The following is a 12,895-nucleotide window of genomic DNA, read 5'->3' on the forward strand; positions in this document are numbered from 1 at the left end:
CTCACCTCAGCTTCGGGTCGAGGGCGTCGCGCACCGCGTCGCCGAGCATGATGAACGCGAGGACCGTGATGGCGAGCGCCCCGGACGGCCACAGCAGCGCGTGCGGGGCGTTGCGGACGTAGGGGGCGGCGGCGGAGATGTCGATGCCCCAGGAGACGCTGGGCGGTTTCAGCCCGACGCCGAGGAAGGACAGGGTCGCCTCCAGGGCGATGTAGGTGCCGAGCGCGATGGTCGCCACGACGATGACGGGCGCGACGGCGTTGGGCGCGATGTGCCGCAGCAGGAGCCGGGAGTTGGACGCGCCGAGGGCGCGGGCGGCCTGGACGTAGTCGTTCTGCTTGGCGGTGATGACGGAGCCGCGGGCGATGCGGGAGATCTGCGGCCAGCCGAGCAGCACGATGAAGCCGATGACCGGCCAGACGGTGTTGCTGGTGATGACGGAGAGCAGGACCAGCCCGCCGAGCACGACGGGGATGGCGAAGAAGATGTCGGTGATCCGGGACAGGACCGCGTCCCCGGCGCGGCCGAAGAACCCGGCGAGGCCGCCGAGGACGCTGCCGAGGACGGCGACGCCGAGCGTGGCGAGGATGCCGACCGCGACCGACGTGCGGGCACCGTAGACCGTACGGGTGTAGACGTCGCAGCCCTGGCCGTTGAAGCCGAAGGGGTGGCCGGACTGGGAGCCCTCCTGGGCCTTGGCCAGGTCGCACTTGAGGGGGCTGCCTGAGGCGATCAGGGACGGCCACAGGGAGATGACGACCAGGAAGAGGATCACCAGCGCCGAGATGATGAAGACGGGGTTGCGGCGCAGGTCGTGCCAGGCGTCGGACCAGAGGCTGCGCGGCTTGTCCCGCGGGTCCGCCCCGTCCGGCCCCGGTGGCTGTTCGAGGGTGACCGCCTCGCTGGTGCCGAGGTCCATCGTGCCGCCCATGCCGGTGCCGGCGATGGCGCGTTCGGGCTCGTAGGGCTCCTGCTCAGGCATAGCGGATCCTCGGGTCGAGTACGGCGTACAGGAGGTCGACGACGAGGTTGGCGACGAGGAAGACGAGGACCAGGACGGTGACGAAACCGACCACGGTCTGGGTGTTCTGGCGCAGGATGCCCTGGTAGAGCTGGTAGCCGACACCGTGGATGTTGAAGATCCGCTCGGTGACGATGGCGCCGCCCATCAGGGCGCCGATGTCGGTGCCGATGAAGGTGACGACGGGGATGAGGGAGTTGCGCAGCAGGTGCCGGGTGATGACCCGGTGTCTGGGCAGGCCCTTGGCGATGGCGGTACGGACGTAGTCGGAGCGCCGGTTCTCCGCGATGGAGGTACGGGTGAGGCGGGTCACGTAGGCCAGTGAGACGGAGGCGAGGACCAGGCCGGGGACGATCAGCTCGCCGAAGAGCGCCTCGGAGGAGACGGCCGGATCGATCCAGCCCCACTTGACGCCGAGCAGCAGCTGGAGCAGCAGGCCGGTGACGAAGGTGGGCACGGAGATGACGACCAGGGTGAGCAGCAGCACCCCGGTGTCGACGGGCCGGCCGCGGCGCAGACCGGTGACGACGCCGAGGACGATGCCGACGACGATCTCGAAGAGGATCGCGACGAGGGTGAGGCGGATGGTGACGGGGAACGCCGTGCCCATCAGCTCGGTGACCGGCTGGCCGTTGAAGGCGGTGCCGAAGTCGCCGGTGAAGACGTTGCCCATGTAGGTGGCGTACTGCTGCCACACGGGCTGGTCGAGGCCGAACTCGTGCCGCAGCTGGGCGGCGGTCGCCGGGTCGCACTCCCGGTCGCCGCACAGGCCCGCGATGGGGTCGCCCATCACGTTGACCATCAGGAAGATCAGCAGCGTGGCCCCGATGAAGACCGGGATCATCTGGAGCAGCCGCCGGACGACGTAGCGTCCCATGGCGCCCCCTCAGCCGACCTTGATCTCGTTGTAGACCGGGACGCTGAACGGGTTGAGCTTCACGTTGGAGAGCCGGTCCGAGTAGCCCGCGCTGCCGTTCTGGTACCAGAGCGGGATGGCGGCCATGTTGTCGCGGACGACCTCCTCGGCCTGCTGGAAGGTCTTGACGGCCTCGGCGGTGTCGGTCTGGCCGTTGGCCTTGTCGATCAGGTCGTCGAACTTCTGGTTGGACCACTTGCCGTCGTTGGAGGAGGCGTTGGTGTAGTAGAGCGGCTGGAGGAAGTTCTGGATGAGCGGGTAGTCCATCTGCCAGCCGGCGCGGAAGGGGCCGCTCATCTTCCGGTCGGTGATCTGGTTGCGGAAGTCGGCGAAGGTGCCGACCGGGTTGCCGGCGCAGGCGCGGTCGTTGTCCAGGGCGTTGTTGATGGAGTTGCAGACCGCGTCGACCCACTGCTTGTGGCTACCGGTGTCGGCGTTGTACGTGATCTTGACCTGGCCGCCGGGCAGACCGCCGCCCTCCTTGATCAGCTTCTTGGCCTGGTCGGGGTTGTACTCGCAGGCGTCACCGCACAGGCCAGGCTTGTAACCGCCCTCCTCGCCGAGGACCGGCGAGGTCCAGTCGGTGGCCGGGGTGCGGGTCTGCTGGAAGATCGTGTCGGTGATCTGCTTGCGGTCGATCGCCATGGACAGGCCCGTGCGGACCTTTTCGGAACCGGACTTGTTCCAGTCGTTGTCGTAGAACGGGAAGGCGAGGGTCTGGATGATGCCTGCGGGGGTGTTGATGTACCGGTCGTCCAGATCGTTCCTGACGTTCTTGAGCTGCGCGGCCGGGACGTCGTCGACGAGGTCGAGGTTGCCCGCGATCAGGTCGGTGTAGGCGGTGTTGTTGTCGGTGTAGACCTTGAGGTCGACGCCGCCGTTCCCGGCCTTGTCGTCACCCGGGTACTCCTCCCACTTGCGCAGGGACATCCGCGAGCCGCGGGTGTAGTCGTCGACCTGGTACGGGCCGTTGCCGACCGGCTTCTTCAGCCAGGCGTCGTGGTTGTCGAAGAACGCCTTGGGCAGCGGCGCGAAGGCGGCGTAGCCGAGGGTGTCGGGGAAGCTGGAGAACTTCTGGTTGAGCCTGATGGTGAAGGTGCGGGGGCCGGTCGCCTTCAGCCCGGAGAGCGTGTCGGCGCTCTGCTTGCCCCCGTCCTCGGGGTGCGCCTTGTCGTAGCCGTCGATGTAGGCGAAGAAGTACGCGTTGCGCTGGTTGTTCCTGAGGCTCGCGCCGTAGTTCCAGGCGTCCACGAAGGACTGGGCGGTGACCTTCTCACCGTTGCTGAAGGTCCAGCCGTCCTTGACGGTGACGGTGAAGTTCTGCGAGTCGGAGGTCTCGATCTTCTCGGCGAGCATGTTCTTCGCCTCGCCGGTCTCGGGGTCGTACTTCTTCAGACCCCGGAAGATCATGTCGAGGACCTTGCCGCCCTGCACCTCGTTGGTGTTGGCCGGCTCCAGCGGGTTCTGGGGGTCGCCCCAGGAGGAGCTGAGCACGGCGCCGCTGTCTCCGCCGCTGTCCCCGCCCCCGCCTCCGCAGGCCGTCGCCGCGAGGGCTACCGCCGCCGCGCAAGCGGCCCGTCTGGCGTGCGTGGCTCCGCGCATGGAGTGCCTCCTCGTGCCCTGACTCTTCCGCTGGTCCGTTCCCGGTCAGCTTCGGGGGGCGTACTCCGTGGCGCACACCCGTCCGGTCCATACGGGTTGCGGGTGTCCTCCGGACGGGTGCGGGGACGAGGCGGCGGGGAAAAGACCGCCGGCATGCCGAAGGGCGGCGGCGGGATTCCTCCTCCCGCCGCCGCCCGTCGTGCCGGTTCAGCCCTTGGAGACCGCCGTGCTGCCGTCGGCGTCGTCCTCCAGCGCCTTCAGGCCCAGGTCCATGACGACCTCCTCGGCCCTGGCCTGCGTCGTGGGGCCCTCCGGGAAGTGGCAGGCCGTCAGGTGGCCCTCACGGTTGCCGGAGAGTCGCACGAGCGGCGGCTCCTCGGTCGCGCACTTGTCCTGCGCCTTCCAGCACCGGGTGCGGAACCGGCAGCCGGAGGGCGGCGAGATCGGCGAGGGCACGTCGCCCTCGAGCCGGATCCGCTCCCGCTTGTCGGCGTCGAGGTCCGCCTCCGGCACGGCCGACAGCAGGGCGTGCGTGTACGGGTGACGGGGGCGGTTGTAGAGCGAGTCGCGGTCCGCGATCTCCACGATCTTGCCCAGGTACATCACCGCGACGCGCTGCGAGAAGTGCCGCACGATCGCCAGGTCGTGGGCGATGAAGACGAACGCGATCCCCATCTCCCGCTGCACCTCCTGCAGCAGGTTCACCACCTGGGCCTGGATCGACACGTCGAGGGCCGAGACCGGCTCGTCGGCGACGATCAGCTTCGGCTCCAGGGCGACGGCGCGCGCGACGCCGATGCGCTGGCGCTGACCGCCGGAGAACTCGTGCGGGAAACGGTTGTAGTGCTCCGGGTTGAGGCCGACGATCTCCAGGAGCTCCCGGACCCGCCTCTCCCGGCCGCCGGGCGGGTTGATCCCGTTGATCTCCATCGGGCCCGAGATGATCGTGCCGACGGTCTGCCGCGGGTTCAGCGACGCGTAGGGGTCCTGGAAGATCATCTGGATCTCGGACCTGATCGGCGCCAGCTGTCGCCGGCTGGCGCGGCTGATGTCCTGGCCCTTGTACTCGATCGTGCCCTGGGTGGGCTCGTACAGGCGGGTCAGCAGCCGGCCGGTGGTCGACTTGCCGCAGCCGGACTCGCCGACGAGGCCGAGGCTCTCGCCCGGGTAGACCTCCAGGTCGACGCCGTCGACGGCCTTGACGTGGCCGACGGTGCGCTTGATCGGGAAGCCGCCCTTGATCGGGAAGTGCTTCGCCAGGCCGCTGACCTTGAGGAGCGGCGTGGCGTCGCCGTCCCGCTGCTGCGGGAAGGTGCCGGCCACCGCTGTGGTCGTCTTGCTCTTGTCGCTCATGGTGATGCCCCAGTCGCCGGTTTCCGCTCAGCCCAGCCGGGGCTGAATCTTTTCGATGAACACCTGCTGCCGCTGGTCCCCCGTCAGGTGACAGGCGGCGGCGCGGCCCTGGCCGAGCAGCGGGCGCTCGCCCGAGCAACGGCTGCCGGAGACCAGGTCGGTGAAGCCGCACCGCGGGTGGAACGCGCATCCCGAGGGCGGGTTCATCAGCGAGGGCGGCGACCCCGGGATCGGCATCAGCGGCTCGTTGACGTCTGAGGTGAGGTTCGGCATCGAGCTGAGCAGACCCCAGGTGTACGGGTGCTGCGGCGTCTTGAGCACCTCGCGCACCGTGCCGCGCTCGACGGCCCGGCCCGCGTACATGACCATGATGTCGTCGGCCATGTTGCCGACCACGCCCAGGTCGTGGGTGATCATGATGATCGCGGAACCGAACTCCTGCTGCAGGTCCTTGAGCAGGTCGAGGATCTGCGCCTGCACGGTCACGTCGAGCGCGGTGGTCGGCTCGTCGGCGATGAGCAGGTCCGGGTTGCACGAGAGCGCCATGGCGATCATCGCGCGCTGCCGCATACCGCCGGAGAACTGGTGCGGATAGTCGTCGACCCGCTGCTTCGGGTGCGGGATGCCGACCTTCTGCAGCAGGTCGATGGCGCGCACCCGGGCGTCCTTCTTCGACGCGCCGTTGTGCTTCATGAACGGCTCGGCGATCTGCCGGCCGACCGTGTAGTACGGCGACAGCGCGGTCAGCGCGTCCTGGAAGATCATCGCCATCTTCTTGCCGCGCAGCTTCTCCAGCTGCTTCTCGCCGGCGTCGGTCAGCTCCTGGCCGTCCAGGGTGATCGATCCGTCGATCGCGGTCCTGCGGCGGTCGTGCAGGCCGAGGACGGCCAGGTTGGTCACCGACTTGCCGGAGCCGGACTCGCCCACGATGCCGAGGGTCTTGCCTCGCTCCAGGTCGAAGGAGAGTCCGTCCACCGCCTTGACGACGCCGCCCTCGGTGGAGAAGTGGACCTTGAGGTCGCGCACCGAGAGAAACGCGTCCCCCGCGGCGGCGGCCGGGGCCTCTTCGGGCTTGGTCTGAGTGGTCACGGTGGTTCTCCTAGGACAGGCGCACGCGCGGGTCGATGACGGCGTACACGGCGTCCACGATCAGGTTGAAGACAATGATGAGCGCGGCACTGACCAGCATGACGCCCATCAGCATCGGCAGGTCCTTGTCACGGACGGAATCCAGGGCGAGCCGGCCCACCCCGGCCAGGCCGAACGTCATCTCGGTCACCATGCCGCCGCCCATCAGTGCGGACAGGTCCATACCGAGGATGGTGACGATGGGGACGAGCGAGCCGCGCCACGCGTACCGGAAGAACGTGTAGTTGGCCGACATGCCCTTGGCGCGGGCCGCCCTCACATGTTCTTCCTGCAACTGCTCGATCATCGAGGAGCGGCTCATACGGGTGTAGTTGGCGGTGAAGATGGTCGCCATGACCACCCAGGGGATCAGCAGCCCCATGAACCAGCCGCCGAGGTCCTCGGAGAACGGCACGTACTTCGGCTTCTCCAGCCAGCCGGTGCTGTAGACGAACGCCAGCAGCACGAGCGGGCCCAGGAAGTAGATCTGCAGGGAGCTGACGACCAGCGACCCCGAGCTGAACACCTTGTCGATCCAGGTGCCGCGGTTCTTCGCGGCCAGCAGGCCGGCGCCGAGACCGAGGACGAGGAAGACCACCAGGGAGCCGACGGTCAGCGAGACGGTCAGCGGGAAGCGGTCGAGGATCGTGTCCCAGACGTTCTGGTTGTTGGCGAAGGAGACGCCGAAGCAGGGCGCGCTGCAGTGGCCGACGGCGAAGTCCCGGCCGGCGAAGATGCCCACCAGGAAGTCCCAGTACTGGACGGGGACGGGTTTGTCGAGGCCGAGGTTCTGGTGAATGATCGCCAGCGCGTCCGGAGTGCAGTTCTTGCCACAGGCCAGCAGGGCCGGGTCCTGCGGGATCGCGAAGAACATGAAGAAGGTGAAGGCACTGATCAACACCAGGATCAGCACCGCGCCGAAGGACCGGCGAATGAGGAATTGAAGCATGGCAGACAGCTGCTCTCAGGACTGCGGCAGTCGGATGGGGAGGTCTGTGAGGGTTCCGGGCCCGGTGGTGGGCGCTCCGCCGCGCGCCCACCACCGGTTTCCCGACCGGACGGACTACTTCTTGAGGAAGATCCGGGTCACGTCCACGTAGCTCGAGTCCGAGCTGTAGCGGATGCCGCCGATGTTCGAACCGAAGATCTGGAAGACCTTGGTGTAGTAGATCGGGGCGGCCGGGTTGATCTCCTTGGAGATGTACTCGTTCAGCTCGGCCCACGCCTTGGTGGCCTCGGTGGTGTCGGCGATCTGCTGGATGCGCTTGATCTCCGAGTTGACGTGGTCGTCGTTGATGTGCGAGTAGTTCGACGCGCCGTCCTGGATCTGCGTGCCGTCGTACACCGGCGGGATGACCGTGGAGGCGGACGGCCAGTCCTGGCCCCAGCCGGTCATGTACAGGTCGTAGCCGTTCTTGACCTTGCCGACCTGCTCGTACCAGGTGGCGGAGTCGATCTCCTTCTTCTGGATGTCGAGGCCGATCTTTTCCAGCGCGTCGGTGATCAGGACGGCCTGCTTCTGCCGGGTCGGCGTGTTGCCGTAGGCGTACACCAGGCTCTTGCCCTCGAAGCCGCCTTCCTTGATCAGCTTCTTGGCGGCCTCGATGTCACCGTTCGGCTTCGTCAGCCGGTTGAACGGGTCGAACTTGCCGTCGTAGCCCGGGGTCGTGGGCGACATCAGCGAGTTGGCGACCTCACCGCCGTAGGCACCGCCGTCGGCCTGGAAGACCGCCTTGGACGGCAGGGCCAGGGTGATGGCGTCGCGGAGCTTCTTGTCCTTGACGCGGTCCAGGTTGAAGTTGAGCTGCCACACGTAGGGGGCGTAGCCCTGGATCGTGCGGTTCTGCATCGCCTGCTTGTCGCCGACGACCTTCTGCAGCTGGGTGGTGGCGACCTGACCCGTGAACATCATCGCGTTCTTGGCATCGCCCTGGTCGGCGAGGAGGGTCTTGGTCTGGTCCTCGTCGTCGTGGTTCATCGAGATGTTGAACCCGTCGACGTACTGGTGGCGCACCGAGTCGGACTTCGGGTCCCACTGGGCGTTCTTCACCAGCTTCATGGACTTGCCCGGCTTGAACTCGGCGATCTTGTACGGGCCGACGGCGACGGGAGCGGAGTCGTACTTCTCCTTGGTGTCCGTCTCCTCCGGGACGACGCTGTAACCGGGCATGGTCAGCATCTGCGGGACGTCGGGGCGCGCGGTCTTGAAGTGGAAGACGATCGTCTTCTCGTCCGGCGTCTCCAGGACGTTGTCGGGCAGGTGCTTGCCCTTGTCCGGGCCCGCGTAGGCGTCGCGGTAGGTGGTGCCGTCACCGGACAGCCACTGCTGGAGGTAGGTCGGGCCGTCGGTGATGTAGTTGGCGTACAGGCGCTCGACCGTGTGGCGGATGTCCGCCGAGTTGATCGGGTTGCCGTTCGCGTCCTTCAGGTTGTCCTTGAGGGTGTAGGTCCAGGTCTTGCCCCCGTCGGACGCCTTGCCCGCGTCGGTGGCGAGGTCGCCCACGACGGTCAGGTTGCCGTTCTCGTCCTCGTCGTACTGGGTCAGACCGCGGAAGATGAGGCGGCTGAGCAGCTTGCCGTCCGAGACGTAGATCTGGCCCGGGTCCAGGTGGGAGAAGTCCGCCTCCTGGTAGACGGTCGCGATGCCGCCCGACTGGGCGCCCTCGACGTCGGGGGCCGGGCCGGTGGACGCCTGGGCGTCGCCGATCTGGACCGGCTTCGACTGCGACTTGGCGTCCTTCTTCTGCTTGCTGTTGTCCTTGGCGGAGCTGTCGCTGTCGCCACCACCGCAGGCGGTAAGGGTCAGGGCGCCGGCCGCGACCGCGACTATGGCGGCCGTGGCGGTGCGGTTACGGAGAATGCTCATAGGGACGAATCCACCTGCCTGTGAGTAGTGATCACTGCTGGTACTTGGCCGGGGCCGGCTGAGCGGCATTGGACCGGCCGGGCGAGGAAGTGGGGGGCTTCCCCCGGGGTCTCAGCGGTTTCCCTTGGGGTCGAAGGCGTCCCGCACCGAGTCACCGAGGAGGTTGAAGGCCACCATGAAGATCACCATGGCCGCTCCGGGGAAGAGCATGTAGTACGGGTCCTGCTCGACGATGTTGGCGCCGATGGCGAACATCCGCCCCCAGTCCGGCGTGGGCTCGACATATCCCACGCCCACGAAGGACAGGAACGCGATGCTGAGGATGGTGCTCGGCAGCGTGAGCGTCGCCTGCACCAGCGTCGGGGTGACGATGTTGGGCAGCAGCTCCTTGCGCAGGATGCGCCAGGGCGAGGCCCCGGAGATGCGCGCCGCCTCGATGAACTCCCGGTCGCGCAGGGACATCGTGGCGCCCCGGACGATGCGGGCCATGCTCATCCAGCCCAGGAAGGACAGCACGATGATGATCGCGGAGGCGCGCACATAGGTGGGCGTCTCCTTGTCGGGGGCGACGAACACCGTGGTGATGACGGGCATCGCGGCGACGAAGAACAGCTGGCTGGGCAGGGCCATGAAGAAGTCGGTGATCCTGCCGAGCCAGTAGTCGATCTTGCCGCCGAAGTAGCCGCCGGCGAGGCCGATCAGGACGCCCAGCACGGTCATGATGAGGGTCGCCGCCAGCGCGGTGGCCATCGAGTTGCGCATGCCGTACAGCAGCTGGGTGAAGACGTCCCGGCCCAGGCCCGGCTCGATACCGAACCAGAAGTTGCCGTCGATGCCGCCGAAGGGTGCGGCGGGCATGGTGAACATGTCCAGGAGATCGGGGTTCTCCTGCCCGTACAGCGTGTACGGGTCCTTGCCGTAGACCTTCGAGATCAGTGGCGCCGCCGCGGCGACCACGAAGAAGAACAGGACGATGAAGGCAGAGATCACGCCGGCCCGGTCGCGCTTGAAGCGCGCCCACATCAACTGGCCGGGCTTGCGCCCTTCCGGCTCCTTGGGCTTGGGGGCGTCGCTCTGCGGCGCGCTCTCTTTGTCCAAGACGGAAGAGGCTTCAGCACCCTCAATCTCGATTGGACTCGTCATGATTCGTCCATTTCACAGGTAGGAGGTCGTCGGGAGTGCACGCGGCCGACGGCCTTCGCACGGCGTACGTCTTCCGCAGCGCGCGAGGGGAACAACGACGGAGGGGCGGCACCGCCCCTGGAGAACCCTGGCTCGCGGTCGGGGCTACCGACCGGCGGCACACGACGTCAAGGAAGTTCGCGACGCCGGGCCGCTGCCGCATCAACCGTTACGGCACTGAACGCACCCGCGGGGCCTACACCTGCCATCGGGGACGATGCGACCCATATGGCGCTTGTGGCACCTCGCATGGGTTCCTCCTCATGAATCCGCTAGTTCACCGCAAAGAGGAGCACACGACACATTCCGGCCATTCGCCGGTGATGAGATCGTCTGGCGCCCTCACGCTCGCGAGCCTGCGCCCCGTCAGCGCGTGACCCGTTCATCCGAGCTCTACGGGCCTAACTATCTGCCATCCTCCGGGGAACGAACCACAGGTTCGAGGTCTCGGTTCGATCACAGATAGGGGCCAGATCTTCCAAAATCCGGACAAAGGGTTTGGTGCGAGATCGCTGCGAAACGGACTTGTTACACATCTACCGGTGGTGACTGTCCGTATAGCGGACGTCTGCGTCGCAGAAATTGATTGCGCGGAGCGTCTGATCGGTGCAAGCTGAACCGCAGGTCTGTCTCGCGCCCGGTACGTCCGTCGGCGGCGCCTGTCGGCCCCCGGACGCGGCTGTCGGCCGGCGCTCCGGGCGGGGTGCTCCCGCGCAGGCTAGTGCGGGCAGGGCCGCCCGTCGCCCACCCACCGGGAATTCAAGGGTTTTCCCTATACCCGTGCCCACGTGTCCGCGCCCGCGTCATGCCGGACGGCCCCGGACACCACGTCAGCCGTGGTGTCCGGGGCCGTCCCTCGTGCCGTGGGGTCAGCCGTGCTTGGCGCGGCTGGCGGCGCGGGCGCGCTCGCGGGCGTCCAGGTTCACCTTGCGGATCCGCACCGCCTCCGGGGTCACCTCGACGCACTCGTCGTCGCGGCAGAACTCCAGGGACTGCTCCAGCGAGAGCTTGCGCGGCGGGACGATCGCCTCGAACGAGTCGGCCGCGGCCGACCGCATGTTGGTGAGCTTCTTCTCCTTGGTGATGTTCACGTCCATGTCGTCGGCGCGGGAGTTCTCACCGACGATCATGCCCTCGTACACCTCGGTGCCGGGGTCCGTGAAGAGCACGCCGCGCTCCTGGAGGTTGGTCATCGCGAACGCGGTGACGGCGCCGGAACGGTCGGCGACCAGCGAGCCGTTGTTGCGGGTCGTGAGGGTGCCGAACCAGGGCTCGTGACCCTCGTGGATGGAGTGGGCGATACCGGTGCCGCGGGTCTGGGTGAGGAACTCCGTCCGGAATCCGATCAGGCCGCGGGAGGGGACGACGAACTCCATGCGGACCCAGCCGGAGCCGTGGTTGGACATGTTGTCCATCCGGCCCTTGCGCACGCCCATGACCTGCGTGACCGCGCCCATGTGCTCCTCGGGCACGTCGACCGTCATGCGCTCGACGGGCTCGTACGTCTTGCCCTCGACCTCCTTGGTGACGACCTGCGGCTTGCCGATGGTGAGCTCGAAGCCCTCGCGGCGCATCTGCTCGACCAGGATGGCCAGCGCCAGCTCACCTCGGCCCTGCACCTCCCAGGCGTCCGGGCGCTCGGTGTCCAGGACGCGGAGCGAGACGTTGCCGATCAGCTCGCGGTCCAGGCGGTCCTTGACCTGGCGGGCGGTGACCTTGCGGTCCTTGACGGCCGCCTTGTTGTCCGCGCCCTTGCCGGTGGCGCCGCGGCCGACCAGCGGGGAGGTGTTGGTGCCGATGGTCATGGAGATCGCGGGCTCGTCCACCGTGATCAGCGGCAGCGGGACCGGGTTCTCCACGTCGGCCAGCGTCTCGCCGATCATGATGTCCGGGATGCCGGCGACGGCGCAGATGTCACCGGGGCCGGCCTTCTCGGCGGGCTTGCGGGTGAGCGCCTCGGTCATCATCAGCTCGGAGATCCGCACGTTCTGCACGGACCCGTCGCGCTTCATCCAGGCGACGGTCTGGCCCTTCTTCAGCTCGCCCTGGTGGACCCGGAGAAGGGCGATACGGCCGAGGAAGTTGTCGGCGTCCAGGTTGGTCACGTGCGCCTGGAGCGGGGCGTCCTCGTCGTAGGTCGGAGCCGGGATGTAGTCCAGGATCGTCGAGAAGAACGGCCGCAGGTCGGTGGAGTCGGACGGGACCGTGCCGTCGTCGGGCTTGGTGAGGGAGGCGACGCCGTCCCGGCCGCAGGCGTAGACGATCGGGAACTCGATCTGCTCCTCGTCGGCGTCCAGGTCGAGGAAGAGGTCGTACGTCTCGTTGACCACCTCGTCGATCCGGGCGTCCGGGCGGTCCGTCTTGTTGATGCAGAGGATGATCGGCAGCCGCTGGCTGAGTGCCTTGCGCAGCACGAAGCGGGTCTGCGGCAGCGGGCCCTCGGAGGCGTCCACGAGCAGCACGACACCGTCGACCATCGACAGACCGCGCTCGACCTCGCCGCCGAAGTCGGCGTGGCCGGGGGTGTCGATGATGTTGATCGTGATCGGGTCCCCGCCGTCCTTCGGGTGGTACTTCACCGCGGTGTTCTTGGCGAGGATCGTGATGCCCTTCTCACGCTCCAGGTCGTTCGAGTCCATCATGCGGTCGTCGACGGAGTCGAGCTGGTGCGCCGCGAAGGCACCGGCCTGCTTGAGCATTCCGTCGACGATGGTGGTCTTGCCGTGGTCGACGTGGGCGACGATGGCGACGTTGCGGATGTCGTGGCGCGTGGCCATATGAGGCGTACTCCCGGAGGGTGTGAGGACGGCCTCGCGTACGTCCGTGT

The 12,895-nt window shown here is 67.5% G+C and carries 9 protein-coding genes; all 9 read right to left on the reverse strand.

Annotated elements, in window-relative coordinates; translation table 11 throughout:
- Nucleotide 1 precedes the first annotated feature (1 nt).
- The 9 genes from ACGFYH_RS25840 to typA all read right to left on the reverse strand — a co-directional run bounded on the left by ACGFYH_RS25840 (nt 2) and on the right by typA (nt 12,845).
- Nucleotides 2-982 (reverse strand): ABC transporter permease, encoded by a 981-nt coding sequence (locus tag ACGFYH_RS25840; protein WP_393805553.1) that lies wholly within the window; start codon nt 980-982, stop codon nt 2-4.
- Nucleotides 975-1,898, reverse strand: coding sequence for an ABC transporter permease (locus ACGFYH_RS25845; protein ID WP_393805554.1), 924 nt, complete (start codon nt 1,896-1,898; stop codon nt 975-977). The genes ACGFYH_RS25840 and ACGFYH_RS25845 overlap by 8 nt, the downstream gene beginning before the upstream one ends.
- 9 nt (nt 1,899-1,907) lie before the next feature.
- Complete coding sequence (locus tag ACGFYH_RS25850; RefSeq protein ID WP_393805555.1) at nt 1,908-3,539, reverse strand: ABC transporter substrate-binding protein; 1,632 nt, start codon at nt 3,537-3,539, stop codon at nt 1,908-1,910.
- A 207-nt stretch (nt 3,540-3,746) separates the two neighbouring features.
- The gene (locus tag ACGFYH_RS25855) at nt 3,747-4,892 is read right to left on the reverse strand and encodes an ABC transporter ATP-binding protein (RefSeq protein ID WP_393805556.1); all 1,146 of its coding nucleotides are present in this window, start codon (nt 4,890-4,892) and stop codon (nt 3,747-3,749) included.
- A 27-nt stretch (nt 4,893-4,919) separates the two neighbouring features.
- On the reverse strand, nt 4,920-5,981 hold the full coding sequence (locus ACGFYH_RS25860) for an ABC transporter ATP-binding protein (RefSeq protein ID WP_393805557.1): 1,062 nt from the start codon (nt 5,979-5,981) through the stop codon (nt 4,920-4,922).
- Between the two features lie 10 nt (nt 5,982-5,991).
- Nucleotides 5,992-6,969 carry an ABC transporter permease gene (locus ACGFYH_RS25865; RefSeq protein ID WP_393805558.1) on the reverse strand — a complete coding sequence of 326 codons (978 nt, stop codon included), beginning with the start codon at nt 6,967-6,969 and terminating at the stop codon, nt 5,992-5,994.
- Nucleotides 6,970-7,083: 114 nt separating this feature from the next.
- The gene (locus tag ACGFYH_RS25870; protein WP_393805559.1) at nt 7,084-8,886 is read right to left on the reverse strand and encodes an ABC transporter substrate-binding protein; all 1,803 of its coding nucleotides are present in this window, start codon (nt 8,884-8,886) and stop codon (nt 7,084-7,086) included.
- Between the two features lie 111 nt (nt 8,887-8,997).
- On the reverse strand, nt 8,998-10,029 hold the full coding sequence (locus ACGFYH_RS25875) for an ABC transporter permease (RefSeq protein ID WP_393805560.1): 1,032 nt from the start codon (nt 10,027-10,029) through the stop codon (nt 8,998-9,000).
- A gap of 908 nt (nt 10,030-10,937) precedes the next feature.
- Nucleotides 10,938-12,845 carry a translational GTPase TypA gene (gene typA / locus ACGFYH_RS25880; RefSeq protein ID WP_393805561.1) on the reverse strand — a complete coding sequence of 636 codons (1,908 nt, stop codon included), beginning with the start codon at nt 12,843-12,845 and terminating at the stop codon, nt 10,938-10,940.
- Between the last annotated feature and the right edge of the window lie 50 nt (nt 12,846-12,895).

The sequence above is a fragment of the Streptomyces sp. NPDC048392 genome (genome assembly GCF_043200575.1).
Classification (GTDB): Bacteria; Actinomycetota; Actinomycetes; order Streptomycetales; family Streptomycetaceae; genus Streptomyces.